At 68.6% G+C, this 24682-nt stretch carries 20 protein-coding genes; 4 read left to right on the top strand and 16 right to left on the bottom strand.

What is annotated here, in order from left to right; all coding sequences use genetic code 11:
• Nucleotides 1–3 precede the first annotated feature (3 nt).
• The 9 genes from OHB23_RS13525 to OHB23_RS13485 all read right to left on the bottom strand — a co-directional run bounded on the left by OHB23_RS13525 (nt 4) and on the right by OHB23_RS13485 (nt 13000).
• A complete protein-coding gene (locus tag OHB23_RS13525; protein ID WP_222637672.1) occupies nt 4–723 on the bottom strand; it encodes an AMP-binding protein in 720 nt (239 codons plus the stop codon).
• 120 nt (nt 724–843) lie between these two features.
• Nucleotides 844–1677, bottom strand: coding sequence for an IclR family transcriptional regulator (locus OHB23_RS13520; RefSeq protein WP_037185313.1), 834 nt, complete (start codon nt 1675–1677; stop codon nt 844–846).
• A 31-nt stretch (nt 1678–1708) separates the two neighbouring features.
• The gene (locus OHB23_RS13515) at nt 1709–3613 is read right to left on the bottom strand and encodes a DUF294 nucleotidyltransferase-like domain-containing protein (RefSeq protein WP_328809704.1); all 1905 of its coding nucleotides are present in this window, start codon (nt 3611–3613) and stop codon (nt 1709–1711) included.
• Complete coding sequence (locus OHB23_RS13510) at nt 3591–5108, bottom strand: GMC family oxidoreductase (RefSeq protein ID WP_027505097.1); 1518 nt, start codon at nt 5106–5108, stop codon at nt 3591–3593. The genes OHB23_RS13515 and OHB23_RS13510 overlap by 23 nt, the downstream gene beginning before the upstream one ends.
• A complete protein-coding gene (locus tag OHB23_RS13505) occupies nt 5105–6649 on the bottom strand; it encodes an APC family permease (protein WP_027505096.1) in 1545 nt (514 codons plus the stop codon). The genes OHB23_RS13510 and OHB23_RS13505 overlap by 4 nt, the downstream gene beginning before the upstream one ends.
• 30 nt (nt 6650–6679) lie before the next feature.
• Nucleotides 6680–8209, bottom strand: coding sequence for an aldehyde dehydrogenase family protein (locus OHB23_RS13500; protein ID WP_051613194.1), 1530 nt, complete (start codon nt 8207–8209; stop codon nt 6680–6682).
• 23 nt (nt 8210–8232) lie between these two features.
• Complete coding sequence (locus tag OHB23_RS13495) at nt 8233–9390, bottom strand: aromatic ring-hydroxylating oxygenase subunit alpha (protein ID WP_056444954.1); 1158 nt, start codon at nt 9388–9390, stop codon at nt 8233–8235.
• Nucleotides 9387–10529 (bottom strand): N-methyl-L-tryptophan oxidase, encoded by a 1143-nt coding sequence (gene solA / locus OHB23_RS13490; protein WP_027505093.1) that lies wholly within the window; start codon nt 10527–10529, stop codon nt 9387–9389. Before solA ends, OHB23_RS13495 begins: the two co-directional genes overlap by 4 nt.
• The gene (locus OHB23_RS13485; protein ID WP_328809703.1) at nt 10526–13000 is read right to left on the bottom strand and encodes a GcvT family protein; all 2475 of its coding nucleotides are present in this window, start codon (nt 12998–13000) and stop codon (nt 10526–10528) included. Before OHB23_RS13485 ends, solA begins: the two co-directional genes overlap by 4 nt.
• Nucleotides 13001–13212: 212 nt before the next feature.
• Between OHB23_RS13485 and OHB23_RS13480 the strand changes: the two genes are divergently transcribed.
• The 3 genes from OHB23_RS13480 (at nt 13213) to OHB23_RS13470 (ending at nt 15911) form a co-directional block, all read left to right on the top strand.
• On the top strand, nt 13213–13542 hold the full coding sequence (locus OHB23_RS13480) for a bifunctional 3-phenylpropionate/cinnamic acid dioxygenase ferredoxin subunit (RefSeq protein WP_027505091.1): 330 nt from the start codon (nt 13213–13215) through the stop codon (nt 13540–13542).
• Nucleotides 13539–14708, top strand: a complete 1170-nt coding sequence (locus tag OHB23_RS13475; protein ID WP_328809702.1) for an NAD(P)/FAD-dependent oxidoreductase — start codon at nt 13539–13541, stop codon at nt 14706–14708. The genes OHB23_RS13480 and OHB23_RS13475 overlap by 4 nt, the downstream gene beginning before the upstream one ends.
• Nucleotides 14709–14828: 120 nt before the next feature.
• Nucleotides 14829–15911, top strand: a complete 1083-nt coding sequence (locus tag OHB23_RS13470) for a fused (3R)-hydroxyacyl-ACP dehydratase subunits HadA/HadB (RefSeq protein WP_056444959.1) — start codon at nt 14829–14831, stop codon at nt 15909–15911.
• A 6-nt stretch (nt 15912–15917) separates the two neighbouring features.
• On the opposite strand, the gene OHB23_RS13465 is transcribed toward OHB23_RS13470, so the two are convergent.
• From OHB23_RS13465 to OHB23_RS13450, 4 genes are all read right to left on the bottom strand, one after another.
• Entirely contained in the window at nt 15918–17222 is a 1305-nt protein-coding gene (locus OHB23_RS13465; protein ID WP_051613192.1) for a M16 family metallopeptidase, read from the bottom strand.
• 61 nt (nt 17223–17283) lie between these two features.
• On the bottom strand, nt 17284–19566 hold the full coding sequence (locus OHB23_RS13460) for a polyribonucleotide nucleotidyltransferase (RefSeq protein WP_328809701.1): 2283 nt from the start codon (nt 19564–19566) through the stop codon (nt 17284–17286).
• A 361-nt stretch (nt 19567–19927) separates the two neighbouring features.
• On the bottom strand, nt 19928–20197 hold the full coding sequence (gene rpsO / locus OHB23_RS13455; RefSeq protein WP_027505086.1) for a 30S ribosomal protein S15: 270 nt from the start codon (nt 20195–20197) through the stop codon (nt 19928–19930).
• A 140-nt stretch (nt 20198–20337) separates the two neighbouring features.
• Nucleotides 20338–21306, bottom strand: a complete 969-nt coding sequence (locus tag OHB23_RS13450; protein WP_222630856.1) for a bifunctional riboflavin kinase/FAD synthetase — start codon at nt 21304–21306, stop codon at nt 20338–20340.
• A gap of 66 nt (nt 21307–21372) precedes the next feature.
• Between OHB23_RS13450 and OHB23_RS13445 the strand changes: the two genes are divergently transcribed.
• Nucleotides 21373–22041: a metal-dependent transcriptional regulator gene (locus tag OHB23_RS13445; protein ID WP_027505084.1), complete on the top strand. Its 669-nt coding sequence runs from the start codon at nt 21373–21375 to the stop codon at nt 22039–22041.
• 21 nt (nt 22042–22062) lie between these two features.
• Here the strand turns inward: OHB23_RS13445 and truB are convergent, their stop codons facing one another.
• Genes truB through OHB23_RS13430 form a run of 3 tightly spaced genes read right to left on the bottom strand, consistent with a single transcriptional unit; the run spans nt 22063 to nt 24682 of the window.
• Nucleotides 22063–22980 carry a tRNA pseudouridine(55) synthase TruB gene (gene truB, locus OHB23_RS13440; RefSeq protein ID WP_056444968.1) on the bottom strand — a complete coding sequence of 306 codons (918 nt, stop codon included), beginning with the start codon at nt 22978–22980 and terminating at the stop codon, nt 22063–22065.
• A gap of 47 nt (nt 22981–23027) precedes the next feature.
• A complete protein-coding gene (locus OHB23_RS13435) occupies nt 23028–23702 on the bottom strand; it encodes a 4'-phosphopantetheinyl transferase family protein (RefSeq protein ID WP_056445312.1) in 675 nt (224 codons plus the stop codon).
• Between the two features lie 20 nt (nt 23703–23722).
• Nucleotides 23723–24682: a metallophosphoesterase family protein gene (locus OHB23_RS13430; protein WP_328809700.1), complete on the bottom strand. Its 960-nt coding sequence runs from the start codon at nt 24680–24682 to the stop codon at nt 23723–23725.

Below are 24682 nucleotides of genomic sequence, written 5' to 3'. Positions count from 1 at the left end.
GCGTCACACCGCCGCGGGAAATCCCCGTCCGGGCGCGCTGACGGTGCAGCCGGTGACCAGACCGGCCAGAAGTCCGACGAGACCCGCGACCGAGGCCGACGGGTGAGACAGGTCGAAGAGAGTGCCCGGCGCGAGACCCGCACGGACGGCGAGATCGGACACCGACGCGGCCAACTCCTCGTGCGTGACGGTGACGCGTCCGGTCGTGCCCGGACCGAGCGCGACGAGGGCGGGCCGCCAGGTGTCGAGTGCGGTGGGCCGGCCGGCTTCGGTGAGACCCTGATCCCAGGCGGGCGACTCCCACCAGACACCCTCGTGATCCACGACGGCGTCGCGACGAGCATCGAACGTCACCGACGCGGCCGGTACGGCACCGACGGCCGCGCAGGCGTGCGCGCGGAGCACGTCGGGAAGTTCGGCGTCGACGGCGAACAGGGGATGTCCGGAGGCGAGGACGGCCAGGACGGAGGTGACCGCGTCGACCGAGCCGTCGGCGAGTACGGCGAGCGGGACGCGGTCGCCGGCGTGGGCACGGCGCAGCGCGGCTCCGCGGTTTCTGGCGGCCACGGCGAGCTCGCCGTAGGTGATCGAGTCGGCGGGTGAGACCAGCGCGAGACTCGACGGGTTCCGCCGCGCCACCGCGTCGATCGCGGCGACGACACCGCTCTGGAGCGCCGACGACGGCGGTGCGTCGAGCACGCCGCGCGGGTGGAGACCGGTCATACCGCAACACCGCCAACTGCCGAGGAAACTATCGGCGATCAGGTCAAGGACTCCGTAACCATACCTGAAGTATGTTTCCATTCGTAACACTCACCGCCGAGACTGTGAGAAGTCACGGTGTCAGTCGCCGCCGTATCCCAGCTTGCGGCTGATCTCGAGGGCCGCACTCATCGCGTCCGCCGCGACGGACGCGAAGTCGTCCGGTTCGAGCCGGTAGGCCGGACCCGAGACGCTGAGCGCAGCCACGACGTCCCCGGTGTGGTCACGCACGGGCGCGGACACCGCGTTCAGACCGATCTCGAGTTCCTCACGCACCGAGGCCCAGCCCCGCGAGCGCACCGCCTCGAGCTCCTGCTCCAGCGCGGTCGACGAGGTCACCGTGGTCTCCGTGAAGGAGTCCAACCGGGACGGGAGCCGCCGACGCACCTCGTCCCGCGACAGTCCGCTGAGGAGGATCTTCCCGCTCGACGTGGCGTGGACCGGGCTGCCCTGGCCCACCCACGTACGCAGCGCGACCTCGGACTCGGACCGAGCCTTGACGATGTTCACGGCGCGGTCCTCGTCGAGCACCGCGAGGTTGGTGGTCTCCCCCACCTTCTCGGCCAACATGTCGCAGATGCCCTGCGCTGCCTTCGCGAGGTCGCGTTCGGCCGTCGCGGACCCGGCGAGGCGGACGATGGTGAACCCCAGCCGGTACTTGCCCCGTTCACCCACCTGCTCCACGAAGCCGCGGGCGTCCAACACCCCCAGCAGCCGCGAGACGGTGGACTTGTGCACCCCGAGTTCGTCGGCGATGGCCGTGACACCGGCCGTCCCGAGTCGAGCGACGATCTCGAGGACCTCGAGAGCGCGGTCGACCGACTGCACCGCGGTACCGCGCGTCACCGCTCTCCCCGCGTCGTCGCCGTCGTCGGTGCCGGACGTGTCGGACACGGAGATCTCGGAAGAAGCCATGATGGTGTCCGATTCTATCCGGCACCGGGTGTCAGCGGTCGCGCACCGCGCGGGGCACGGGGACACCGACGGTGGACGCCACGTGGCCCACCCTGCGCTGGACCGACGCGATCTCCCGGATCGCGTCCATCACCATGCTGCGCTCGAGGGGTGTCAGCTCACCGAGGGCCACGACGTCAGTCGGGGTGCGCCCGTCGCTCAGGCAGTTCACCTGATGGCCGAAACGCAGGTGCTGCAGCCGCTCGAACACGTCGATGAGCACGCGTGAGTCCAGTTCCGACAGCAATCCGTTGCCCGCCGCCGCGGTCAGCCGGGCGGGTGTCGACGCGCAGGCGACGCCGACACTCATACCGCCCCACCGCGCCAGGTTCACGATCGGCGACACCGCGTGCGACTTGAGATCCACCGTCGTACCGCGCCGCGCGAGCACGTCCCGCACCGACCGCACCCGTGCTCGGGTGGCCAGCGCATCGCGGAGCTGGAGCCGCAGCGCCTCGGGATGCTCGACGGCCATCTCGCGGTACGCGTCCGGAACCGAGTGGAGATCGGGATCGCCCCACACCACCCGGCCGTCGACCAGGAGCGAGGACATGACGATGCCGCGATCGCCCAGGGGGTCGTCGAGCCAGCCGCTCGCGGCCGCGCGCCACGCGGAGGCCGACCGGGCGAAGCGGGGGCTGGACGCGATCGCGTTGTTGGTGTCGGCGGGCAGTCCACAGGCGTCGAGCGTGCGGTGCACGGCGCGGGCGAGGCGGCGGAGCGCCTCCTCTCGGCCGGCGAGGCCGTCGCTCCACGACAACGCGCTGTCGACGTCGGACGACGGCATCGCCTCCCGTCGTCCGACGCTTCCCAGCGACAACCACGCGAGATCTCGGCCGCGGAGCGGGGTCGGCGATGCCGCGATCGCCAGCTCCACGGCACGACGGACGAGGGCGTCCACCACCACGGACAGGATCCCGGACGCGGCCCCCGCGGTGGTCCCGGTGCGCCACAGATCGACGATCAGCGGACGCAGACCCGCACTCACCTCGATCAACGCGTCGGTGGACACGGCTGCCTCGACGTGCCGACGCAACGAGAAGCTGCGGGTGGTCGAGTTGGCCAGCAGATCGGCGCTCTCGAGGACACCGACCAGACCGCCCCGGACATCGACGACCGGCATGTGTTGCACGCCGAGCTCGAGCATCTCGAACAGGACGCCGGTGGGCGTCCGGTCCGCGTCCACCACGGCCGCGGGCACTGTCATGACGGATCCGATCCGTGTGTCCACCGGCACACCGGCGGCGACCACCCGCGTCCGCAGGTCTCGATCGGTGAAGATGCCGTACCGGCCCCGCATCGTCGGGATCACCACGCACGACGACCCGCGCTCCGTCATCAGGCAGACCGCGTCGCGGATCGAGGTGTCGGCGTCCACGGTCGCCGCCGCACGACGCACGAGGGCGGCCGCGGTGCCGCCGGGCGCCGCCGACAGACCGGCGCCGTCGGGACTCGGTGAGGCGATGGACCGGCCGCCGAAGGACTGCGCGATCGTGCGAGCCAGGTACGTCACGCCCGCGGGGCTCGCGAACACCGGTCGCACGGACGGACCCGGCAGGCGCACGACGACCGACGGCCGCGCCGCCGTCGCCGTGAAGGTCGTGCGCAGACCGACGAGCATGGCCGAGAAGCCGAACAGCCCACCCGGCTCGATCGTGTCGAGCGGCGCGGCGCCGTCGACGTCGTCGGGGTGCAGCAGGTCGACGCTGCCGGACCACACCACCCACACCGCGTCGATGTCGTCGACACCCGGTCCGACCACGACGTCGCCCGCCGCGTACTCGGCGGTGGACGCCGTCGCCGCCAGATCGGCGAGATCGCTTCTGGTCAGCGAGTCGAACGGCGAGTGACCGGCGAGGAATTCTGCGAGCGTGTCAGCCGGTGACGAGGTCGGCACACCGTTCCGCCATCGTCATCACCGTGATGTTCGGGTTCACCGCCGGCAGCTTCGGCATCGCCGACGCATCGACCACCCGCAGATTGTGCACGCCCTTGACGCGCAATTCGGGATCGAGCACCGCCATCGGATCCGACGCGGCACCCATCTTCGCGGTGCCGGCCGGGTGATACACGGTGTTGTGAGTGCGATGCACGTAGTCGAGGAGATCGTCGTCGGTGACGGCGTCCGGCCCCGGCGCCAACTCGCGGGCGATCCAGTCCTTCAGCTGCGGCTGGTCGGCGATGCGTCGAGCGAGCTTGAGACCCGCGAGCATCACGCGGTCGTCGTGCCCCTCGCTGTCGGTGAAGTACCGCGGATCGACCTTGGCGCGATCACGGAAATCGCGTGAGCGCAGTCGGACGGTTCCGCGTGAACGGCCCTGTGTCACATTGGGAGTCAGGCAGAAGCCGTTGTCCGTGGTGGGGTAGCCCCAGCGCAGGGTGTTCATGTCGAACGGCACGCTGCCGTAGTGCATCATCACGTCCGGATACGTCAGATCGTCCTCGGTCGTGGCGAACAGGCCGATCTCCCACCACTGCGACGACGTGGTGACCATCGGCTTCGACGCCTCCCAGAACACCAGGCCCTCGACGTGGTCGTCGAGGTTCGCGCCGACGCCCGCCGAGTCGACACGCACCGGAATCCCCATCTCGCGCAGGTGCACCGAGGGCCCGATTCCCGACAGCATCAACAGTTTCGGAGTGTCGATCGCACCCGCGGTGACGATGACCTCACGGCGTGCGGAGACGACGTCGTGCCCCGTCAGATCAGGACGCTGATACCGCACTCCGGTGGCCGTGAGCGAGTCGTCGATGACGATCTCGCTGACCCAGCAACCCGTGCGGACCTCGAGATTGGGGCGCGTCGCCATGATCGGATGCAGGTACGCGTGCGAGGTGGACATGCGCAACCCGTCGTCGGACGAGTTGATCTGGAACCAGCCGGCCCCGTTGAGCACCGTCTCACCGCGATTGAACTGCACGGTCGGCAGTCCCACGCCGGCCGCGGACTCGAGGACGGCGGCACCACACGGATCGAGTGGCGGAACGTCCCGCAGCGTCACCGGTCCGGTGACGCGCGAGACGTACGGGAGGATCGACTCGGCGTTCCAGCCCGTGGCGCCCATGGCCTCCCAGTCGTCCAGGATCCCGGCCGGTGGATGGAACGCGATGCACGAGTTGTGAGACGAGCAGCCGCCCAACACCTTCGCCCGCGCGTGGCGCATGAAGCTGTTGCCGCGTTCCTGCGGCTCGACGGGATAGTCCCAGTCGTAGCCGGAGTCGAGCAGATGCATCCACCGGTCGAGCACCAGGATGTCGTCGTTCCCGACGTCCGTGGGTCCCGCCTCGACCAGACACACGGTCACGGTGGGATCCTCGCTGAGGCGTGCGGCGAGAACACATCCCGCTGTTCCACCGCCCGCGATGACGTAGTCGAAGATCGCGTCCGTCATACCTTCTCGCCTTCCGCCGTACCCGCTGTGGTGGTCGCTGCGTGTGACGTCAACGTACCGATGTGTCCGCGACCGACGGTGAAGTACCACAGATATCCGAGCCCGAGGATGACACCGATGTAGACGAACGCACCCCAGGTGTTGTACCAGGGTGTCCCGTAGACGGCTTCGCGCGGCCACGCCAGATTCAGCGCCATACCGGCGCCCCACACGACCGCAAAGATGTTGACGGGCAGACCCCAGCGACCCATCGTGAAGTAGCCACCCTCCTTCAGGTCCTTCGGCGGCCACTCGCCCTTCAGTCGCTTCTTCAAGAGCGGTCCCGTGACCATCAGATACGCCAGGTAGATCATGATGATCGCGATCGACGTGAGCACCGTGAAGATCTTGGGCTGCCCCACGTTGATCACCAGGATCAGGATCGAGAGCAGACCGATCACGACGGCGGGCACCACGGGCGTCTGGTACTTCGGATGCACGGTGGCCAGCCGCTCGCCGAACGGCAGCGCGTTGTCGCGCGCCATCGCGAAGGTGAGGCGGATCGCCGCCGTGTGCACCGCGAGCGAGCACACCGTGACGGCCACCAGGATGCAGATCAGGAACACCGTTCCCAGGGGTCCGGACAGCACCGAGGTGACGATGGACTGCAGTCCACCCTGCGGCGTGCCCAGCTCGGGATCGTTCAGATCCGGCGCCGCCATGACGGCGAACACGAGGATGGCGCCGCCGATGACGAACGACGCGAGGATGGCCCGCAGGATCGCCTTGGGGGCGGTACGCCGCGGTTCGACGGTCTCCTCACCGAGCGAGCTCGCCGTGTCGAAGCCGTACATCACGTAGCCCGACGCCAGCGACGCCACGAGGAACGCGCCCAGGTACCCGGCACTCTCCTCGGTTCCGTACCCGTTGGTGGAGAAGAAGATCTCCGGGCCGCGCTGAATGTTGAACGCCAGGATCACGGCGATGAGCACGGCCGCGACGAGTTCGATGAAGACGCCGGCACTGTTGATCCGCGCCATCAACCGGATGCCCGCGGCGTTCACCAGAGTCGTGAACGCGATCATGATGGTGCCGAGAACGACGGCATTGGTGGCGTAGTCGTACTCCCCCGTGCCGTCCCCGATGAGCTGGAAGCCGGACCACAACCGAGGCAGGTTCACCTGCAGGGCGAGCACCACCGCCGACAACGTGACGATCGACGCGGTGAGCATGAGCCACCCCGACGACCATCCGACGATGCGGCTGCCGAGCAGCTTCGCCCAGTTGTAGACCGAGCCCGCCACCGGATACTTGGCCGCGAGTTCCATGAAACACAGCGCCACGGCCATCTGCCCGACGAAGACGATGGGCCAGGACCACAGATAAGCCGGGCCCGCGGACCCGAATCCGAAGTAGAACAGCTGGAACGTGCCGGTCAGGATCGAGATGTAGCTGACGCCGGCCGCGAAACTCGCGAACTTGCCCAGACTGCGGTCGAGAGATTCCTTGTATCCGAAATCGCCGAGACCGCCGTCCTCGACGTCGGAAGTGGAAGACACCATGTCGCCTCGCTCACGTGAGAATGGAAGAAACTAGCTGGTGGTGCCGAACCACTCCGCCCGAGGTGCTGCGGTGTTGTTCCAGATGTGCTTGGTCTCCTGGTACTCGTGGAGTCCCGCGGGCCCGAGTTCGCGCCCGTTGCCCGACTTCTTGAAACCGCCCCACTCGGCCGCGGCCGTGTAGTACCCGAAGTCGTTGAGCCACACGGTTCCGTGTCGCAGCCCGCGCACCATGCGTTCGCCGCGTTCGGGATCGGTGGTGCGCACACCGGCCGCGAGACCGTAGTCCGTGTCGTTGCCCAGTCGCAGTGCCTCTTCCTCGGTGGTGAACCGTTCGACGGTCAGTATGGGCCCGAACGTCTCGAGCTGCACGATGTCCATCTCACGAGAGCAGTGGTCGAACACCGTGGGCAGGAAGTAACTTCCGTCCGCCAGAGCCGGATCGGACGGTGCGCGGCCGCCCGTGCGCAGAACTGCACCCTCCGCGAGGGCGGTCTCGACGAACGCCTCCATCTTGTCGCGCTGAGTCGTGGAGACCAGTGGCCCCGTCTCGCTGGACGGATCCGTTCCCGGTCCCATCCGGATGGCTTCGGCGCGGCGCACGATCTCGTCGACGAACCGATCCGCCACCGAGTCCTCGACGATGAGACGTGTTCCGGCCGAACACACCTGGCCGGAGTGCAGGAAGACGCCGGTGAGCACCTGGTCGACGGAGGCGTCGAACGTGTCCTCGTCGGCGGCGTCCGCGAACACGATGTGCGGATTCTTGCCCCCGAGTTCCACCGCCACCTTGGTCACGTGCGGCGCGGCACTCGCGAGGATCGCACTGCCGGTCGCCAGTCCACCGGTGAACGACACGAAGTCGACGTCCGGATTGTCCGTGAGCGCCGGCCCGATGGTCGCGCCGCTGCCCTGCACCAGATTGACGACACCGTCCGGCACCCCCGCTTCCTCCAGCAGATGGGTGAACGCGATGGTGCTCAGCGGGGTGACCTCGCTCGGCTTGAGCACCATCGTGCAGCCGGCAGCCAGCGCAGGCGCGATCTTCCACGAGATCTGCAGCAGAGGGTAGTTCCAGGGCGCGATCATCACGCAGACACCGATCGGCTCGTGCACCACGCGCGAGATGACCGCAGGATCACCCACGTCGACGAGACGATCGCTCGAGACGGCGGCGAGCTGAGCGTAGTACCGGAACACCGAGGTGACGTCGTCGATGTCGATGCGGCTCTCCGCCAACGTCTTCCCGGTGTCGAGGGTCTCGATGACCGACAGTCGCTCCTTGTCGCGCTGCAGGAGATCCGCCACGCGGTCGAGCACCGCACAGCGTTCCGCGACCGGGGTTGCGGGCCAGTCGCCGCGATCGAAGGTGGCACGGGCCGCGGCGACGGCGGCGCGGGCGTCGTCCGGCGAGGCCTCGTCGACCGACACCAGGACGCGACCGGTCGCGGGGTCGATGCAGTCTCGGGTCTCCCCCGAGGTGGCAGGGACCCACTCACCCCCGATGAGGAGAACGCGCTCGAACAGTGTCGGATCGACGTCGTGCTCGGTCTGTTGATTCACTGCCCCACCCTTTCACCGATCGGTCACCCCTGCAGGCGCCCGTCCTCCCGCAGGCGTTCCGCCAGCCAGTCGTGGAAGAGCCCGATGTGATGCTCGGCCGGCACCAGAACGCCACCGTCACGGTATGCCCGTGAGCTCATCGCCGGTTGGGTTCGCTCACATGCGTCGAAATCCTGCACGTTGACGCGATGGAACAACTCGACCGATCGGCTGACGTCGCGGCCGGACTCGACGACGTCCCGCGTGTACAGCCAGTCGCACTCGACGACGGTGCGGTCCGCGGACACCGGGTACATGCGGTGCAGGATCACGTGGTCGGGAACCAGGTTGACGAAGACGGTCGGCTTGATCGTGATGGCGTAGTACCGCCGGTCCTGATCCTCCGAGAGCGTCGGCAGGGCGCCGAACCCCGCGGACCCGTCCACGGTGAATCCGTCGATCTCCGCGCCGAACTCCGCACCGTGGCCGACGAAGTACTGGGCCGCGAGCCCGTCCGCGAACTCGGGGAGGACCTCGGTCAGCTCCGGGTGGATCGTGGCGCAGTGATAACACTCCATGAAGTTCTCGACGATCAGCTTCCAGTTGGCCGCCACGTCGTAGACCTCGCGGCGACCGAGTTCGAGAGACGGCATGTCGTACCGGTCGATGGCCGTCGGGTCGCCGAGCCGCTCGGTGACCGCGCCGATCACCTCGTCCTCGAAGGACGGCGGCTCGTCCGCAAGGCACAGCCACGCGTAGCCGAGCCACTCCCGGAGCGCGACGGGGATCAGACCCCACTCCGTACGGTCGAGCGGGGCACCGGACCCGTCCGACAACGCGGACAGATTGGGAGCGGCCACGAGCTTCCCGTCCAGCCCGTACGTCCAGGCGTGGTACGGACACTGCAGATTACGCTTGACCTGGCCCGACTCCTCCGTGCAGATCTGTGCGCCGCGGTGGCGGCACACGTTGAGGAACGCGCGCAGGACCCCGTCACGCCCGCGCACCACCAGCACGCTCTCGCGGCCCACGTCGACGCGGCGGAAGGCGCCGGGTGCCGCGAGATCGGCACTGCGGACGGCGCAGAACCACATCGTCTCGAACACGTGCTCCTGCTCGGCCAGAAACGTCTCCGCGCTGGTGTACCAGGATCCGGGGAGAGTGGGGATCAACGACTGAGTGCGGGGCGCGGCGCTTGTCATACGGTCACCAATCGGCGGGGATCGAAGAGGGTGATGGGGTGCGCGGTCGTCCCGGTGGTAGCAAGGTCGGCCAGGATCTCACCGACGACGGGCACGAACTTGAAACCGTGGCCGGAGAACCCGCACGCGACGGTGACGTTGGTGGCGTCGGGGTGCCGCGCGATGACGAAGTGCTCGTCCGGAGTGTTGGAGTACATGCACGTCGCGGAGTGCACGCTCGGCCCGTCGAGGCCGGGCACCGTCTGCCGCACCCGGGTCTGCATCGCCTCGATCTCGTGCGGGTGCACCGTACGGTCGATGGTGTCCGGCGTGCACTCGATGCCCTTGCGGAAGAAGGCCACCTTGACGCCGCCGTCGGGACCGTCGATCGCCGGGAAACCGTAGTCCTGCATACCGTCCGCGGCCTCGTGGATGAAGATCGGGTTGTTCTCGTACGCGGCGGTACCGGCGCTCGCGCCGAACCAGTGCAGTACCTGGCGCTCGACGACGATCGGTACCGCGAACTGCTCGAGCAACTGCGGCGCCCAGGCACCGGGGCAGATCACCACCTGGCCCGCCGTGTGGGTCCCCTTGTCGGTGGTGACGGTGACGCCGTCCCCCGACTCCTCCCAGCCGAGCACCGTCTCACCGAACTGCAATGTCGCACCGCGGTTCTCGGCGAGATCCAGATGGGCCTGAACGGTGAGTTCGGGCCTCGCGAAACCCGCGGCGGCCTCGAACAGTGCCACCTCGTCGGGGTCGGGATCGAAGGTGGGGAACGCCTCGCGCACCTGCGCGGCATCCAGGATCTCGTGCGGCAGCGACCATTGCCGTGACGCCAGCAGCGAGCCCGAGAACGTCACCGAGCTCTCGCGCCCGAGGAACAGTCCTCCGGTGATCCGATGCACCTCTTTGCCGGACATGCTCCTCAGTTCGTCCCACAGTTCGTAGGACCGCAGGAGGAGCGGGACGTAGGCCGGGTCCTCGAAGTAGGACTGCCGGATGATCCGCGATCCGCCGTGGCTCGATCCCTTGTCGTGGGCGGGAGTGAATTTCTCGAGCCCCAGCACCCGCTGTCCGCGGTCGGCCAGATGGAAGGCGGCGGCGCTGCCCATGCCGCCGAGTCCGATGACGATGACGTCGTAGCTCACGTGGCTCATCTCCTGATCAGCTGTCCGGCGGGATCGACGACCGCGTCGTCGGACACCGTCGCACCCAGTGCGGCGGCGAAGTAGGTCACCGACACCGCGGTGCCGAGTGGAGTGTCCAGCGGAAGCCAGGCGTACGCGACGCACCGCCCGAGGGTCGCCGACCATCCCGCGCTCGTGACGTACCCGACGACCGTGCCGTCGAGCGAGACCGGCTCCTTCCCGAGCACCACGGCGTCCGGGTCGTCGAACACGAGGGTCCGCAGCCGTCGCGTCGCGGGCCGAGCGGCCAGGGCCGACCGACCGACGAAGTCCGTGGCGTCCTTGACGGCGAACTCGACGCCCGCGTCGGCCGGGGTGTCCTCGGAGGTCATGTCGTGCCCCCACGCGCGGTACCCCTTCTCGAGTCGCAGGCTGTCGAACGCGAGCCGACCGGCAGCGATCACCCCGTGGTCGGACCCGGCCTCCCACAACAGGTCCCACAGGGCGCCGCCGTACTCGGCGTCGGTGTAGATCTCCCACCCGAGTTCGCCGACGTACGACACCCGCATCATGATCACGGGAATCGCACCGAGGTACGTCCGCACTGCGCGGAAGTAGCCGAAGGCCTTGTGTCCCAGGTCCGCGTCGGCCAGCGGTGCCACCATCGCGCGGGCACGGGGACCCCACACTCCGACACAACACGTCGCTCCGGTGACGTCCCGCACCGTCACCGGACCGTCGGGCGTTCCCGCCCTGGCGCGGCGCAGCATCGCATCGAGGTCGAGTGGACCGTTCGCTCCGACGCGATAGTGATCGGCGCCGAGTCGCGCGACCGTGAGGTCGCTGCGGATCCCGCCTCTCTCGTCGAGCATCAGCGTGTAGGTGACACGGCCGATCGCGGTGTCCACGTCGTTGGTGGTGAGGTGCTGCAGGAAGTGGGCTGCGCCGGGTCCCTCCACGTCGTACCGGGTGAGCGGTGTCATGTCGTACATCGCGACCCGGCTCCGCGTCGCCGCGGCCTCGGCCACGGCGATGTCGGAGAAGTGACGCGCGGACCACTCGTCGCGGGCCGGAAGGTGGAACCCGGTCTCGAGGAGCGCCGCGAGTTCGCCCGCGTTGCTCTCGTACCAGGCGGGGCGCTCCCAGCCTCCGCCCTGGACGAAGCGGGCGTCCAGCGCGACCTCCGCGGCGTGGAACGGGCTGCGCCGCAGTCCTCGCAGCGCCGTGCGCTGCTGGCGGGGGTGCACGATGTCGTACACCTCCACGAACGCCTGGGCGCTGGTGGCGGCGATGAAGGCGGGACTGCGCTCGACCGATTCGAAGCGATACAGATCGGACTCGTGGAGGTCGATCTCCGAGGCGCCGTCGATCAGGGTCTGGGCGAGAGCGCGCGCGATACCGGCGGAGTGCGTCACCCACACCGCCTCCGCCACCCAGAAGCCGGCCAGATCCCGGTGCTCCCCGACGATCGAGTGACCGTCGGGAGTGAAGGAGAAGATGCCGTTGAATCCGGATTCGACCTTCGACTCCCGCAGCGCCGGAAGCACTCTCGCGGACTCACGCCAGGCCGGCGCGAAATCGTCCTCGGTGAACGGCAGCATCGACGGCATCGGTGGGGGTGCCACGGACGACGCGTCACCGTCCGCGTCCCACGACAGCGCGCCCATGTCCGCGGGCATCGGGTCGTGGCCGTAGTAGCCGATACCGAGACGATCCCCGTGCTCCCGGTAGTAGAGGTCGCCGTCCTGGTGACGAAGGATCGGCAGACTCGCGTCCGTCGCACCGGTGTTCCGGCCGACCAGCACCTCGATCTGTCCAGTGTAGGCGTACTGGTGCGCCATCGGGACCAGGGGAACCGTGAGGCCCACCGTGCGCCCGAGCTCGGCACCCCAGAAGCCCGCGGCCGACACGACGATGTCCGCCGGCACGTCGCCGTGCGGGGTCCGCACTCCCGTCACACGTCCACTCGCCTGGAGGATCTCGGTCACCGGACTGTCCCCCCGGAACACCGCCCCGCGGGCCTGCGCCGCACGCGCCTGCATCTCGGCGGCCCGCACCGCCCGGGCGAGACCGTCGCTCGGAGTGTGGAACGCGCCGAGCACGACGTCCGGGTCCACGAGCGGGTGCAGAGCCGCTGCGGCCGCGGCGTCGACGAGCCGTCCCTCGATGCCCCACGAGCGCGCCCACCCGGCCTTGCGTTGCAGATCCGTCCACCGAGCTTCGGTCGTCGCGATCTCGAGGCCGCCGAGCGTGTCGAAGCACGGCCCGTCGTCGTGCGTGAGTGCGCGGAACTTGTCGGCCGTGTAGGCCGCGAAGTGGGCCATGGAGCGCGAGGGATTCGTCTGGAACACCAGCCCGGGGGCGTGCGAGGTGGATCCGCCGGTGGAGAACAGCGGCCCCTGGTCGAGCACGGTGACGTCAGTCCACCCACGGGCGGTCAGTTCTTCCGCCAGGGAGGTCCCGACGATGCCGGCGCCGATGACGACGATACGAGGTGTCACGAGCGTCCCCCTGGGACCTGTTGCGATCAGCGCAACGATGGGTGGTTTACGCAACACAGACTCGACGCCCCGGGCCGGGCTGTCAACCCGGCACGCTGTGGTTCGACACACCGGTGCAGCGATTGACGTGGTGGATCGTCCTGGTGCATCCTGTTGCGCAGATCGATCACAGTTGCGATCGACGCAACACCGTCACACTTGCGGGAGGCATCATGCCGGACACCGTTCATCGCGTCGCCGTCTGCTCCGCATCGGCCCTCCCCGTCGGCGAGGTCGCCACCGTCACCCCGCCGGGTCACACCGCGATCTCCGTCTTCCACACCGAGGAGGGCCTCTTCGCGATCGACGACACGTGCACACACCAGGACGCCTCGCTCGCCGACGGATGGGTGGAGAACTGCGCGGTCGAGTGCCCGCTCCACGAGTCGTGCTTCGATCTGCGGACCGGCGCCCCCTCGGGCACACCGGCGAAGACTCCCGTTCGGACATATGCGGTGCACGTCGTCGACGGCGCGGTCGTGCTCGACCTCCCCGGCTCGTGACGACCCCCGACAGGCCCGACGTCGAGACGGTGAACTCCGTCCTGGTCGTCGGGGCGTCGCTCGCGGGCTCGACCGTCGCGACCGCTCTCCGCGAGGACGGGTTCACGGGTCGCGTCACCGTCGTCGGCGACGAGCCCCACCTGCCGTACGATCGCCCGCCCCTCTCCAAGGCCTTCCTGCAGGGATCGGCTCCCGACCCGTGGCTCGTTCCCGAACCCGATGCGCTCGACGTCGACTGGGTGCTCGGGACACCGGCTGTCGGCATGACCGGTCGGAGCGTGGAGCTCGCGGACGGGCGGGAGGTGAGTGCCGACGTCGTCGTCATCGCGACCGGCGCGCGCGCACGGACCCTGCTGGGCGCCGACGACCTCCGCGGCGTTCACACGCTGCGCACGTTGGACGACGCCGCCGCACTGCGCTCGTCGCTGGCCACGGCGACCACCATGGTGGTGATCGGCGCGGGATTCATCGGAGCCGAGGTGGCCTCCACGGCCGCCGGCCTCGGCATCTCCGTCACCATCGTCGAGGCGTCCACCGCTCCCCTGTCCGGCCCGCTCGGCCTGACGATGGCGGAGGTCTGCGTCGATCTGCATCGTGCGAACGGCGTGACCCTCCTGCTCGGCGCCGCCGTCGACTCTCTCGAGGGCCGCGACGGGGCCGTCACCTCCGTCCTGCTCGGGGACGGGACGGTACTGCCCGCCGACGTCGTGGTGATCGGAATCGGATCGATCCCCAACACGGAGTGGGCGGCAGCGTCCGGCCTCGCCATCGACGGCGGTTTCGTCACCGACGCGCAGTGCCGCACCACCGTTCCGGGCGTCTACGCGATCGGGGACTGCGCTCGCGCGTTCGACGAGGTGCTGCAGGACCACCATCGCAGCGAACACTGGTCGCACGCGGTCACCCAGGCTCGGCGAGTGGCGCGGTCGATCGTGGGGGCGCAGCCCGCGCCGTCCGGTGCTCCGTATTTCTGGTCGGACCAGTACGGCTCTCGCATCCAGTTCGCCGGCCGTCGCCAGTCGACCGATTCGGTGCGCGTGGTCGAGGGCGACCCGGAGGCCGGCTCGTTCGTCGCCGTGTACGAGCGAGCGGACGACGTCGTCGCCGTCCTGGCGATGAACAACGCCCGATCGTTCACCAGGATGAGGAAGAGCCTCGGGGCCTGATTCTCCGCATGCCGATCAGCATTGGGTGCGTATAACAATCTCGAAGTCGCTTTTCTGTGATCAGCCCGGAGAACTCCGTTGGCACTGCACAGCGCTCGTCGCCGGGGTTAGGTTGCCGTCATGACTGCCGAGATCCTGGCCACCGACGCCGTCGCGAGCGACACCACGTTCGACCCGGCGCAGCATGCGCTGGACATGGTGGGCTACCACTACCGCGCCGACGACTACTACGAGGTCGGCCGCGAGAAGGTGCGGGAGTACGCGAAAGCCGTCCGCGACTTCCATCCGGTCCACTGGACCGAGGAGGGCGCACTCGAGGTCGGCTATCCGGCGCTGATGGCGCCGCCCACGTTCTTCTCGCTGGTCGGCATCATCGCCCAGCAGAAGCTGCTCGAGCGCATCGCCACCGGATACGACCTCAGCCGGATGCTGCAGACAGACCAGCATGCCGAGTACTTCGCGCCGATCCTGGCGGGCGACCGGCTCACGTGCGACGTCTCGCTCGACTCCTTCCGCACGGTCGTCGGCCGCGACATGATGGTGACCAAGACCGTCATCACCAACCAGCGCAACGAGCTGGCGCAGATCACGTACACCACACTGCTCATCGGGCGCGCCGACGACGGCGACGACAGCATCGCGGACGTCGCGCGCGGCATGGTCATGAACGGCATGTTCACCCTGTCCACGTCCGACGAGGTGGCCGACGTCAATCCCGGCGGTGACGACCTCGAGACGGTCTACGCCCCGCCCGTCGTCGTCCCGCACACCGGCCATGCCCGTCGGCGCTTCGAGGACGTGGCGGTCGGCGACGCACTGCCCACCAGGACGGTGCTGCTCTCGCGCGGCGATCTCGTGAACTACGCGGGCGTGGTCGGCGACAACAACCCCGTGCACTGGAGCGACCACTTCGCGTCGCTGCTCGAGCTCGACACCGTCGTCGCCCACGGCATGCTCACCATGGGCCTCGGCACCGGCTTCGTGTCCGAGTGGCTCGGCGACCCGGGTGCCCTGAAGGACTGCACCGTGCGCTTCACCAGCCCCGTCATGGTCGACCCGGTGTCCAAGTCGGAGATCGTCATCGACGGCACGGTGAAGTCGAAGGACGAGGCGACCCGGACTGCGGTGGTCTCCATCGACGCCCGCTACAAGGGCAAGCGCATCCTCGGCCACAAGGCGATGGCCACCGTTCACCTGGCCTGAGACGCCTCAGCTCCCGGCCACGGCTCCGCGTACCGAGGCCGGGAGCTTCGTCACCTTCGAGAACGGCCCGACCACGGCGGCCGCCATGGGCCGCGCCAGCAGGGTCCGGGCGACATCGCGGACCTCGTCGTTGGTCACCTGATCGATGCGCGCGAGCGTCTCCTCCACCGACCTGTGGTCGCCGTAGTTGAGCTCGCTGCGACCGATCCGGTTCATTCTCGATCCGGAATCCTCCAGTCCGAGAACCAGTCCCCCGCGCATGCTCCCCTTCGCGCGAGCGCACTCCGCGTCCGTGATGCCGTCGGTGGCCACCGACGCGAGCACGTCGCGGATCACCGAGGTGACCTCGCCGAGATTCTCGGGCTGGCATCCGGCGTACACCGAGAACGCACCCGTGTCGGAGAACGTGTCCACCGACGAGTACACCGAGTACGCGAGACCGCGCTCCTCCCGGATCTCTTGGAACAGACGCGAACTGAGCCCTCCACCGATGGCGGTGTTCAGAACCGACAACGCCCACCGATGACCCTCGTGGCGTCCGAACGCCCGCACGCCCAGGCACAGGTGCGCCTGTTCACTGTCCCGCGTCGTCAGGCTCAGGGCCGGGCGCGCGGTGATGCGGCCCGCTCCCCCACGCCGCGGTGCCGGTTCGGCGGCACCGGCGATCCGGTCGGCGAAACTGCGACGGACCCCCGCCACCACGTCGTCGTGGTCGACGTTGCCGGCGACCGCCACCACCATGCGCGGCGGGGTGTAGCGCCGAGTGTGGAACGAGTGCAGCTGATTCCGCGTCATGGACTCGATGGACTCCACCGATCCGATGACGGGACGACCGATGGGGTGGTCACCGAACAGCGCGGTGAGGAAGGCGTCACCGAGCAGGTCCTCGGGGTCGTCGTCGCGCATCGAGATCTCCTCGAGCACCACCTGGCGTTCGACATCGACGTCCTCGGCGCGGCAGCGACCGCGGAGCACCACGTCCGCCACCAGGTCGAGTCCGAGGTGCAGGTCCTCGTCGAGCACGTGCGCGTAGAAGCACGTGTGCTCCTTGGACGTGAACGCGTTGAGCTCGCCGCCGACTCCGTCCATCACCTGCGCGATGTCCAGAGCCGTACGGGTGGGGGTGGCCTTGAACAGCAGGTGCTCGAGGAAGTGCGCGGCACCGGCGACGGTGCGGCCCTCGTCGCGCGAACCGACGGCGACCCAGACGCCGACCGAGGCGGACCGCACGCCGGGAACGAACTCCGTGACGACTCGGACGCCGCCCGGCAACACCGTGCGGCGGACGCCGGACGGTTCGGGTGTACGCACACGGCGGCGCGGCCGGGAGCCCGAGAGCTCCGCAGACCGCGCCGCCGCGTTCGTGTACTTCTTACTCAGCGCTGACCTCGTCGGAGGTGGCGACCTGATCGTCGGCCGGCGCGGCGGCTGCCGCGTCGTCCTCGACCGGGACGAGGCTGATCTTGCCGCGGTTGTCGATGTCGGCGATCTCCACGCGGAGCTTCGATCCGACGCTGACGACGTCGTCGACCTTGTTGATGCGCTTGCCGCTGCCCAGCTTGGAGATGTGCACCAGGCCGTCACGACCGGGGAGCAGCGAGACGAACGCGCCGAATGCCGTGGTCTTGACGACGGTTCCGAGGAACCGCTCGCCGACCTTGGGCAGCTGCGGGTTCGCGATGGCGTTGATCATGTCGATCGCGGCCTGTGCGGACGGGCCGTCCGCAGCACCGACGTAGACGGTGCCGTCATCCTCGATCGAGATGTTGGCGCCGGTCTGCTCGGTGATCGAGTTGATCATCTTGCCCTTGGGCCCGATGACCTCGCCGATCTTGTCCACGGGGACCTTGATCGCGGTGACGCGCGGTGCGTACGGGCTCATCTCGTCCGGAGCGTCGATGGCCTCGGCCATGACGTCGAGGATCGTGACGCGCGCGTCCTTGGCCTGCGACAGCGCACCGGCCAGAACCTGCGACGGGATGCCGTCGAGCTTCGTGTCCAACTGCAGGGCGGTGACGAACTCGCGGGTGCCGGCGACCTTGAAGTCCATGTCGCCGAACGCGTCCTCCGCACCGAGAATGTCGGTGAGGGCGACGTAGCGGGTCTCACCGTCGACCTGGTCGGAGACCAGACCCATGGCGATGCCGGCGACCGGTGCCTTCAGCGGCACACCGGCGTTGAGCATGCCCAGCGTCGACGCACAGACCGAGCCCATCGACGTGGAGCCGTTGGAGCTGAGCGCCTCCGAGACCTGACGGATGGCGTAGGGGAACTCCTCCTGGCTGGGGAGCACGGGGAGCAGCGCGCGCTCTGCGAGGGCTCCGTGGCCGATCTCGCGACGCTTCGGCGATCCGACGCGTCCGGTCTCGCCGGTGGAGTACGGCGGGAAGTTGTAGTGGTGCATGTAGCGCTTGCTGGTCTCGGGTCCGAGCGAGTCGATCTGCTGGGCCATCTTGACCATGTCGAGGGTGGTGACGCCCAGGATCTGGGTCTCGCCACGCTCGAACAACGCGCTGCCGTGGGCGCGCGGGATGACGGCGACCTCGGCGGAGAGCTCACGGATGTCCGTGATGCCGCGGCCGTCGATGCGGAACTGGTCCCGCAGGATGCGCTGACGCACGAGCTTCTTGGTCAGCGAGCGGAACGCTGCGCCGATCTCCTTCTCGCGGCCCTCGAACCGGTCGCCCACGCTGGTGAGGATCTGATTCTTGACCTCGTCGAGCTTGCTCTCGCGCTCGGTCTTGCCAGCGATGGTGAGTGCCTCGTTGAGCGGGATCTGAGCCGCACCCTCGACAGCCTCGAACACGTCGGACTGGTACGCGGGGAAGAGCGGGAAGTCGCCGGTGGGCTTGGCGGCCGCCGTGGCGAGCTGCTTCTGCGCCTCGCACAGCGATGCGATGAACGGCTTCGCTGCTTCGAGGCCCTCGGCCACGATGGCCTCGGTGGGCGCCTGCGCGCCGTCCTCGACGAGGGCGATGACCTTCTCGGTCGCCTCGGCCTCGACCATCATGATCGCGACGTCGGCGTCCGCACCGGTGCCCGAGACGACGCGGCCGGCGACGACCATGTTGAACACGGCCTTCTCGAGCTGCTCGTTGGTGGGGAACGCGACCCACTGCTTGTCGATCAGGGCGACACGGACGCCGCCGATGGGGCCGGAGAACGGCAGGCCCGCGAGCTGGGTGGACGCCGACGCGGCGTTGATGGCCACGACGTCGTACAGGTCCTTCGGATCGAGGCTCATCACGGTGATGACGACCTGGATCTCGTTGCGCAGTCCGTCGACGAACGTCGGACGCAGCGGCCGGTCGATCAGGCGACAGGTCAGGATGGCGTCGGTGCTGGGGCGTCCCTCACGACGGAAGAACGATCCGGGGATGCGGCCGGCGGCGTACATCCGCTCCTCGACGTCCACCGTCAGCGGGAAGAAGTCGAAGTGGTCCTTGGGGTGCTTCGAGGCGCTGGTGGCCGAGAGCAGCATGGTCTCGTCGTCCAGGTATGCGACGACGGCGCCGGCGGCCTGCTTGGCCAGCCGGCCGGTCTCGAAGCGGATGGTGCGGGTGCCGTACGACCCGTTGTCGATGACGGCGGTGGTCTCGAACACGCCCTCGTCGACCTCGGTGGCCGCTGCGGTGTTCGTGGTGGTCTCTGACATGGAAGTCTTCTCGTCCTCTCGTCTTCGCCGTGCCCACCCGGGCGCGCACTCGAACCCGGTGGTCCGGTGCGGCGTCCCCGAGTCGACGTGCGAGCGGAGGCGGCCCACGATCGAAGTCCCCCGGGCCGGGTCGCGCTCCGCGCGTCCGTAAACCGAGAGACCACTACCGAAGACCGACACCGCGACGTGTGTCGGGGACGAACGGCTGATGGTGCTCACCGCCGAGTCGGCGGCCTACCTGTGGTGCTGTGCACTCCCGGAGAGGGAGTACTGCTGTGACACTACCGGTCCACGACGAACGGCCGACGAGGAACAGCCGTGGGCTGCCTCGCCGGCGCGATCGCGTGAACCATGACGGAAATTATCGACGCAGTCCCAGACGCTCGATGAGCGAGCGGTACCGCGCGACATCGACCTTCTGCACGTACTTGAGCAGACGACGACGACGACCCACGAGCAGCAGCAGGCCGCGACGCGAGTGGTGATCGTGCTTGTGCACCTTGAGATGCTCGGTGAGATCCTGGATGCGCTTGGTGAGCATCGCCACCTGGGCTTCCGGCGATCCGGTGTCCGTCTCGTGGACGCCGTACTCGCCGAGGATCTGCTTCTTCTGTTCGGTGGTCAAAGCCACAGTGAAACTCCTGATGCAGTGCCGTCCGCGCGTGGATGGTGCCGCACCCGAGGGCGCGGTGTTGCAGCCGCCGCGGACCGCAGCGAACAACAGTCGTCCATCCTACCTCAGTGGCCGAGGCCCGAACGACACCTCTTCATTCAGGCGTCCAGGGCGGCGAGGATGTCGCGGGCACGGTCGACGTCGAGATCCATCTGCGCGATCAGCTCGTCCACCGAGGCGAAGGCCTCCATGCCGCGCAGACGCTCGACGAAGTCCACCGCGACGTGCTGCCCGTAGAGATCGGCGTCGCCGTCCAGGACGAACGCCTCCACCGTGCGGGTGCGTCCCGAGAACGTGGGATTGGTCCCCACCGACACCGCTGCGCGACAACGCTTTCCGGGAGTCACGGTACCCATGATCGGTCCGGGTCCGAGCACCGTGAACCACGACGCGTACACCCCGTCCGCCGGGATGGCGGCGTGCATGGGCGGCTTGACGTTGGCCGTGGGGTAGCCGATGGTGCGGCCACGGCCGTCACCGTGCACCACCACGCCCTCGACTCGGTGGGGTCGACCGAGCGCGTCGGCGGCGGCCGCGACGTCACCGGCGTCGACGCAGGCGCGAATGTAGGTGGAGGAGAACGTGACCGACTCCTCGGCCAGCAGAGTGACACCGTCGACCGCGAACCCGAACCGCGTGCCGGCGGACCGGAGCAGATCGACGTTGCCGGCGGCCTTCTTGCCGAACGTGAAGTTCTCCCCCACCACGACCTCGGCGGCGTGCAGCCGCTCGACGAGGATGTCGTGGATGTAGCGATCGGGGGTGAGCTTCATGAACTCCGGCGTGAAAGGCATGACGCAGAAGACGTCGATGCCCAGTTCCTCGGCCAGTTCGGCACGCCGGGTGAGGGTGGTCAGCTGGGCCGGGTGACTGCCCGGACGCACCACTTCCATCGGATGCGGATCGAAGGTCATGAGCACACTCGGCACTCCGCGTGCCGCCGCCGATGTCACGGCGCGGTCGATCAATTGGGCGTGGCCGCGGTGTACGCCGTCGAACACGCCGATCGTCAGAACACATCTGCCCCAGTCGGCCGGGACATCGTCGAGACCTCGCCATCTCTCCACGACCAGGAGCCTACGGGCCGACGATCGACCGGTCACGTCCGGCGCACCGACGGCTAAGCTGTCGGCGTGCCAGCCCCTGCCCTCTCCACCGTCGCGCAGGACTACCTCAAGGTCATCTGGACCGCGAGCGAGTACTCCGACGAGCCGGTGAGCACCAAGATGCTCGCCTCCCGGATGTGCGTCTCGCCGTCCACGGTCTCCGAGGCCGTACGCAAACTCGCCGATCAGGGCCTCGTCGACCACGCCCGCTACGGGTCCATCACACTCACCGAGGCCGGGCGGCGCGCCGCCATCGGCATGGTCCGCAGGCATCGGCTCATCGAGACCTGGCTGGTCGAGGAGATGGGCTACGGCTGGGACGAGGTGCACGACGAGGCCGAGGTGCTCGAACACGCGGTGTCGGACCTGCTCGTCGAGCGCATCGACGCCAAACTCGGTCGGCCGTCACGCGACCCGCACGGTGATCCCATCCCTACCATCGACGGCACCATTCCCGCGCCGCCGGCGGTACCGCTCAGCGATTTCGTCGCGGGCCAGAAGGGCCACGTCACCCGCATCTCCGACTCGGATCCGGACATGTTGCGGTACTTCGATTCCATCGGCATCACCCTCGACCTGTCGATCACGATGGTCGAGCGCCGCGACTTCGCCGGGACCGTGGCCGTGCAGGTGGCCGACACGGTACTCGACCTGGGTCATGTTGCCGCCGAGGCGATCTGGATGACCACGGACTGACGCCGGACCGCCCCGACGAACTCAGGGGCGCAGCGTGGCCGGCCGCACGACCATCACGGTGCTGGCCCGCTTGCCGCGTTCCTGCACCAGGGCGATGGTGTGGCCGTTCTCGTCCAGTGCCGCGTAGATGCCGGGCATCCCGATCGGGTCGAGCCAGCGTCCCTGGCTCAACGATTCGGCCTCGTCCGACGTGACCGTCCGGTGCGGGAACGCCGTGCGAGCGGCAGCGTCGATGTCGAGGCTCACGTGCGGGTCGTCCCGCACCTCGTCGAGAGTGCGGGCGTGCTCCAACGTGAACGGTCCGACCCGGGTGCGCCGCAACGCGGTCAGGTGGCCGCCGACGCCCAGGGACGCACCCAGGTCTCGCGCGAGCGCCCGCACGTAGGTCCCGGACGTGCACTCGACGTGGACGTCCAGATCGATCACGTCGCTCCCCCGGCGACGCTCCAGGACGTCGAAGCGGGAGACGGTGACCGTGCGCGGTTCGAGCACGACGTCCTCGCCCTCCCGAACGAGAGCGTGGGCGCGCTTGCCGTCCACCTTGATGGCGCTGACACTCGACGGGACCTGACTGATCTTCCCGGTCAGCGCGGCGACGGCCTCGTCGATCCCGGAGTCCGTCACCGCACTCGTGTCCGCCGTCGACACCGTCTCGCCCTCGGCGTCGTCGGTGGTGGTGGCGGCTCCGAGGCGGACGGTCGCGGTGTACTCCTTGGTGGTCAGCGAGAGCAGACCCAGCATCTTGGTCGCTCGCTCGACACCGAGCACCAGCACCCCCGTCGCCATGGGATCGAGCGTGCCGGCGTGTCCGATGCGGCGCGTCTTCAAGGCCTTGCGACAGGCGGAGACGACGTCGTGGCTGGTGACTCCGCCACTCTTGTCCACCACCAGAAGTCCGGCGCCGTCGAGTCCTGTGGGGGGTTTGGGGTGAGCTGGCACGAGGGAGAAGTCTGTCAGAAGATCGCGGGAAGGCCGGAGGCCGGCCGTCAGAAGACCGTGATCGCAGTGACGACGAGGCCGTCGGAGACGGCCCAGCGTCCGTCGAAGGAGGTGAGCGGTGCGCCGCTGGTGGTGTCGCCGGGGACCAGCAGCCGGGAGCGGAAGGTACCGGTGACGGTCGAGCGTCCCGCCGAGTCGGCATCGCGCTCGAAGGTGATGTGCGCGTCCTCGAATCCGAGCCACCGCCCGGTCAGCGGGTACCAGGCCTTGTACGTCGCCTCCTTCGCGCAGAACAGCAATTTGTCCCACTGCACCTCGTCGTCGGTGCGGGTGGCCAGGACCTCACGCTCGGCCTCGATGCTCACGGCTTTCAGCACGCCGTCCGGCAGCGGTTCGTGCGGTTCCGCGTCGATGCCCACCGAGCGGACCTGCAACGCGTAGCCCACGGCGGCGGCGCGATAGCCGTCGCAGTGCGTGAGCGAGCCGACGACGCCGCCCGGCCACACCGGCGATCCCATCTCGCCGCGCAGGATCGGACCGGGCTCGAGTCCGAGCCGGCCCATCGCGAGTCGGGCGCAGTGCCGCGCCGAGGTGAACTCGCGCTTGCGCTTGTCGACGGCCTTCTCCACGAGATGCGCCTCGCGGGGGTGCGGGGTGAGACCGGGCGGATCCTCGAACAGCTCCTCGGCGACGACGCCGCGCGCGAGCAGCCCGCCGAGCAGGGAGGTCTCTCGTGCCGTCGTCACAGTCGCTTCTCCGCTCGCATCTTCTCCACTTCCGCTTCCATCTCCGGCGTGACCGTGAAGTGGCCGCCGAACTTGTTCAACGATCCCGGCGGGTACTCGGGGACCGGAAGGATCTGTCGCAGCACCTGATCCGGGAGTCCGCGGCGTTTCCACTCGCGCGGGTAGCCCACCGACACCTCCTCGAATCGGACGCCGTCGTAGTACGTCGTCCGTGGGATGTGGAGGTGGCCGTAGACCGCACACAGGGCGTTGTAGCGGGTGTGCCAGTCCTTGGTCGCCGTGGTTCCGCACCAGAGGGCGAACTCGGGATAGAACAGCACCTCGGTGGGCTGCCGCACCAGCGGCCAGTGGTTGATCAGCACCGTCGGGATCGAGGTGTCCACCTCGGCCAACCGCTTCTCGGTGATCGCCAGCCGCGCCGCGCACCACGCGTCGAGGGATGCGTAGGGCGTCGGGGTGATGAGGAACTCGTCGGTGGCCACCACGTTGCGGCTGCGCGCCAGGGCCAGACCGTCGAGCTTGTTCGTGGTGCCCGCGGGCAGGAAAGAGTAGTCGTACAACACGAACATCGGCACCAGCGTGACAGGGCCCACATATCCCGACCGGCCTCCGGCCTGCCCGACCTCCCCCTCCCACACGGGGAACGGGTCCTCGGGCGTCAGCACACCCAGTTCCCGGCACATCGTGACCAGGTAGTCGTAGCGCGCCTCACCGTGCATCTGTACCGGGTCCTTGACCGTGGTCCACAGCTCGTGGTTTCCCGGCACCCAGATCACGGTGTCGAACTTCGACCTCAGCTCGGCGAGCGCCCAGCGAATGTCGTCCGTCTTCTCCGACACGTCTCCGGCGACGATCAGCCAGTCCTCGGGGCTCTCCGGTTCGATGGCCTCGGTGACGGGCCGGTTGCCCTTGTGACCGACGTGGATGTCGCTGACGGCCCACAACTTGGCTGGCAC

Origin of the sequence: Rhodococcus sp. NBC_00294, from assembly GCF_036163995.1 — a bacterium.
In the GTDB taxonomy this organism is placed as follows: Bacteria; Actinomycetota; Actinomycetes; order Mycobacteriales; family Mycobacteriaceae; genus Rhodococcoides.
Note: the sequence above shows the minus strand (reverse complement) of the source record. Positions and strands in the feature narration are given on the sequence as shown.

What these genes read in the sequence shown, in the direction of transcription:
- OHB23_RS13525 (WP_222637672.1), bottom strand. Translation starts at nt 723, where the DNA reads ATGACCGGTCTCCACCCGCGCGGCGTGCTCGACGCACCGCCGTCGTCG.
- OHB23_RS13520 (WP_037185313.1), bottom strand. Translation starts at nt 1,677, where the DNA reads ATGGCTTCTTCCGAGATCTCCGTGTCCGACACGTCCGGCACCGACGAC.
- OHB23_RS13510 (WP_027505097.1), bottom strand. Translation starts at nt 5,108, where the DNA reads ATGACGGACGCGATCTTCGACTACGTCATCGCGGGCGGTGGAACAGCG.
- OHB23_RS13505 (WP_027505096.1), bottom strand. Translation starts at nt 6,649, where the DNA reads ATGGTGTCTTCCACTTCCGACGTCGAGGACGGCGGTCTCGGCGATTTC.
- OHB23_RS13495 (WP_056444954.1), bottom strand. Translation starts at nt 9,390, where the DNA reads ATGACAAGCGCCGCGCCCCGCACTCAGTCGTTGATCCCCACTCTCCCC.
- solA (WP_027505093.1), bottom strand. Translation starts at nt 10,529, where the DNA reads ATGAGCCACGTGAGCTACGACGTCATCGTCATCGGACTCGGCGGCATG.
- OHB23_RS13480 (WP_027505091.1), top strand. Translation starts at nt 13,213, where the DNA reads ATGCCGGACACCGTTCATCGCGTCGCCGTCTGCTCCGCATCGGCCCTC.
- OHB23_RS13470 (WP_056444959.1), top strand. Translation starts at nt 14,829, where the DNA reads ATGACTGCCGAGATCCTGGCCACCGACGCCGTCGCGAGCGACACCACG.
- OHB23_RS13460 (WP_328809701.1), bottom strand. Translation starts at nt 19,566, where the DNA reads ATGTCAGAGACCACCACGAACACCGCAGCGGCCACCGAGGTCGACGAG.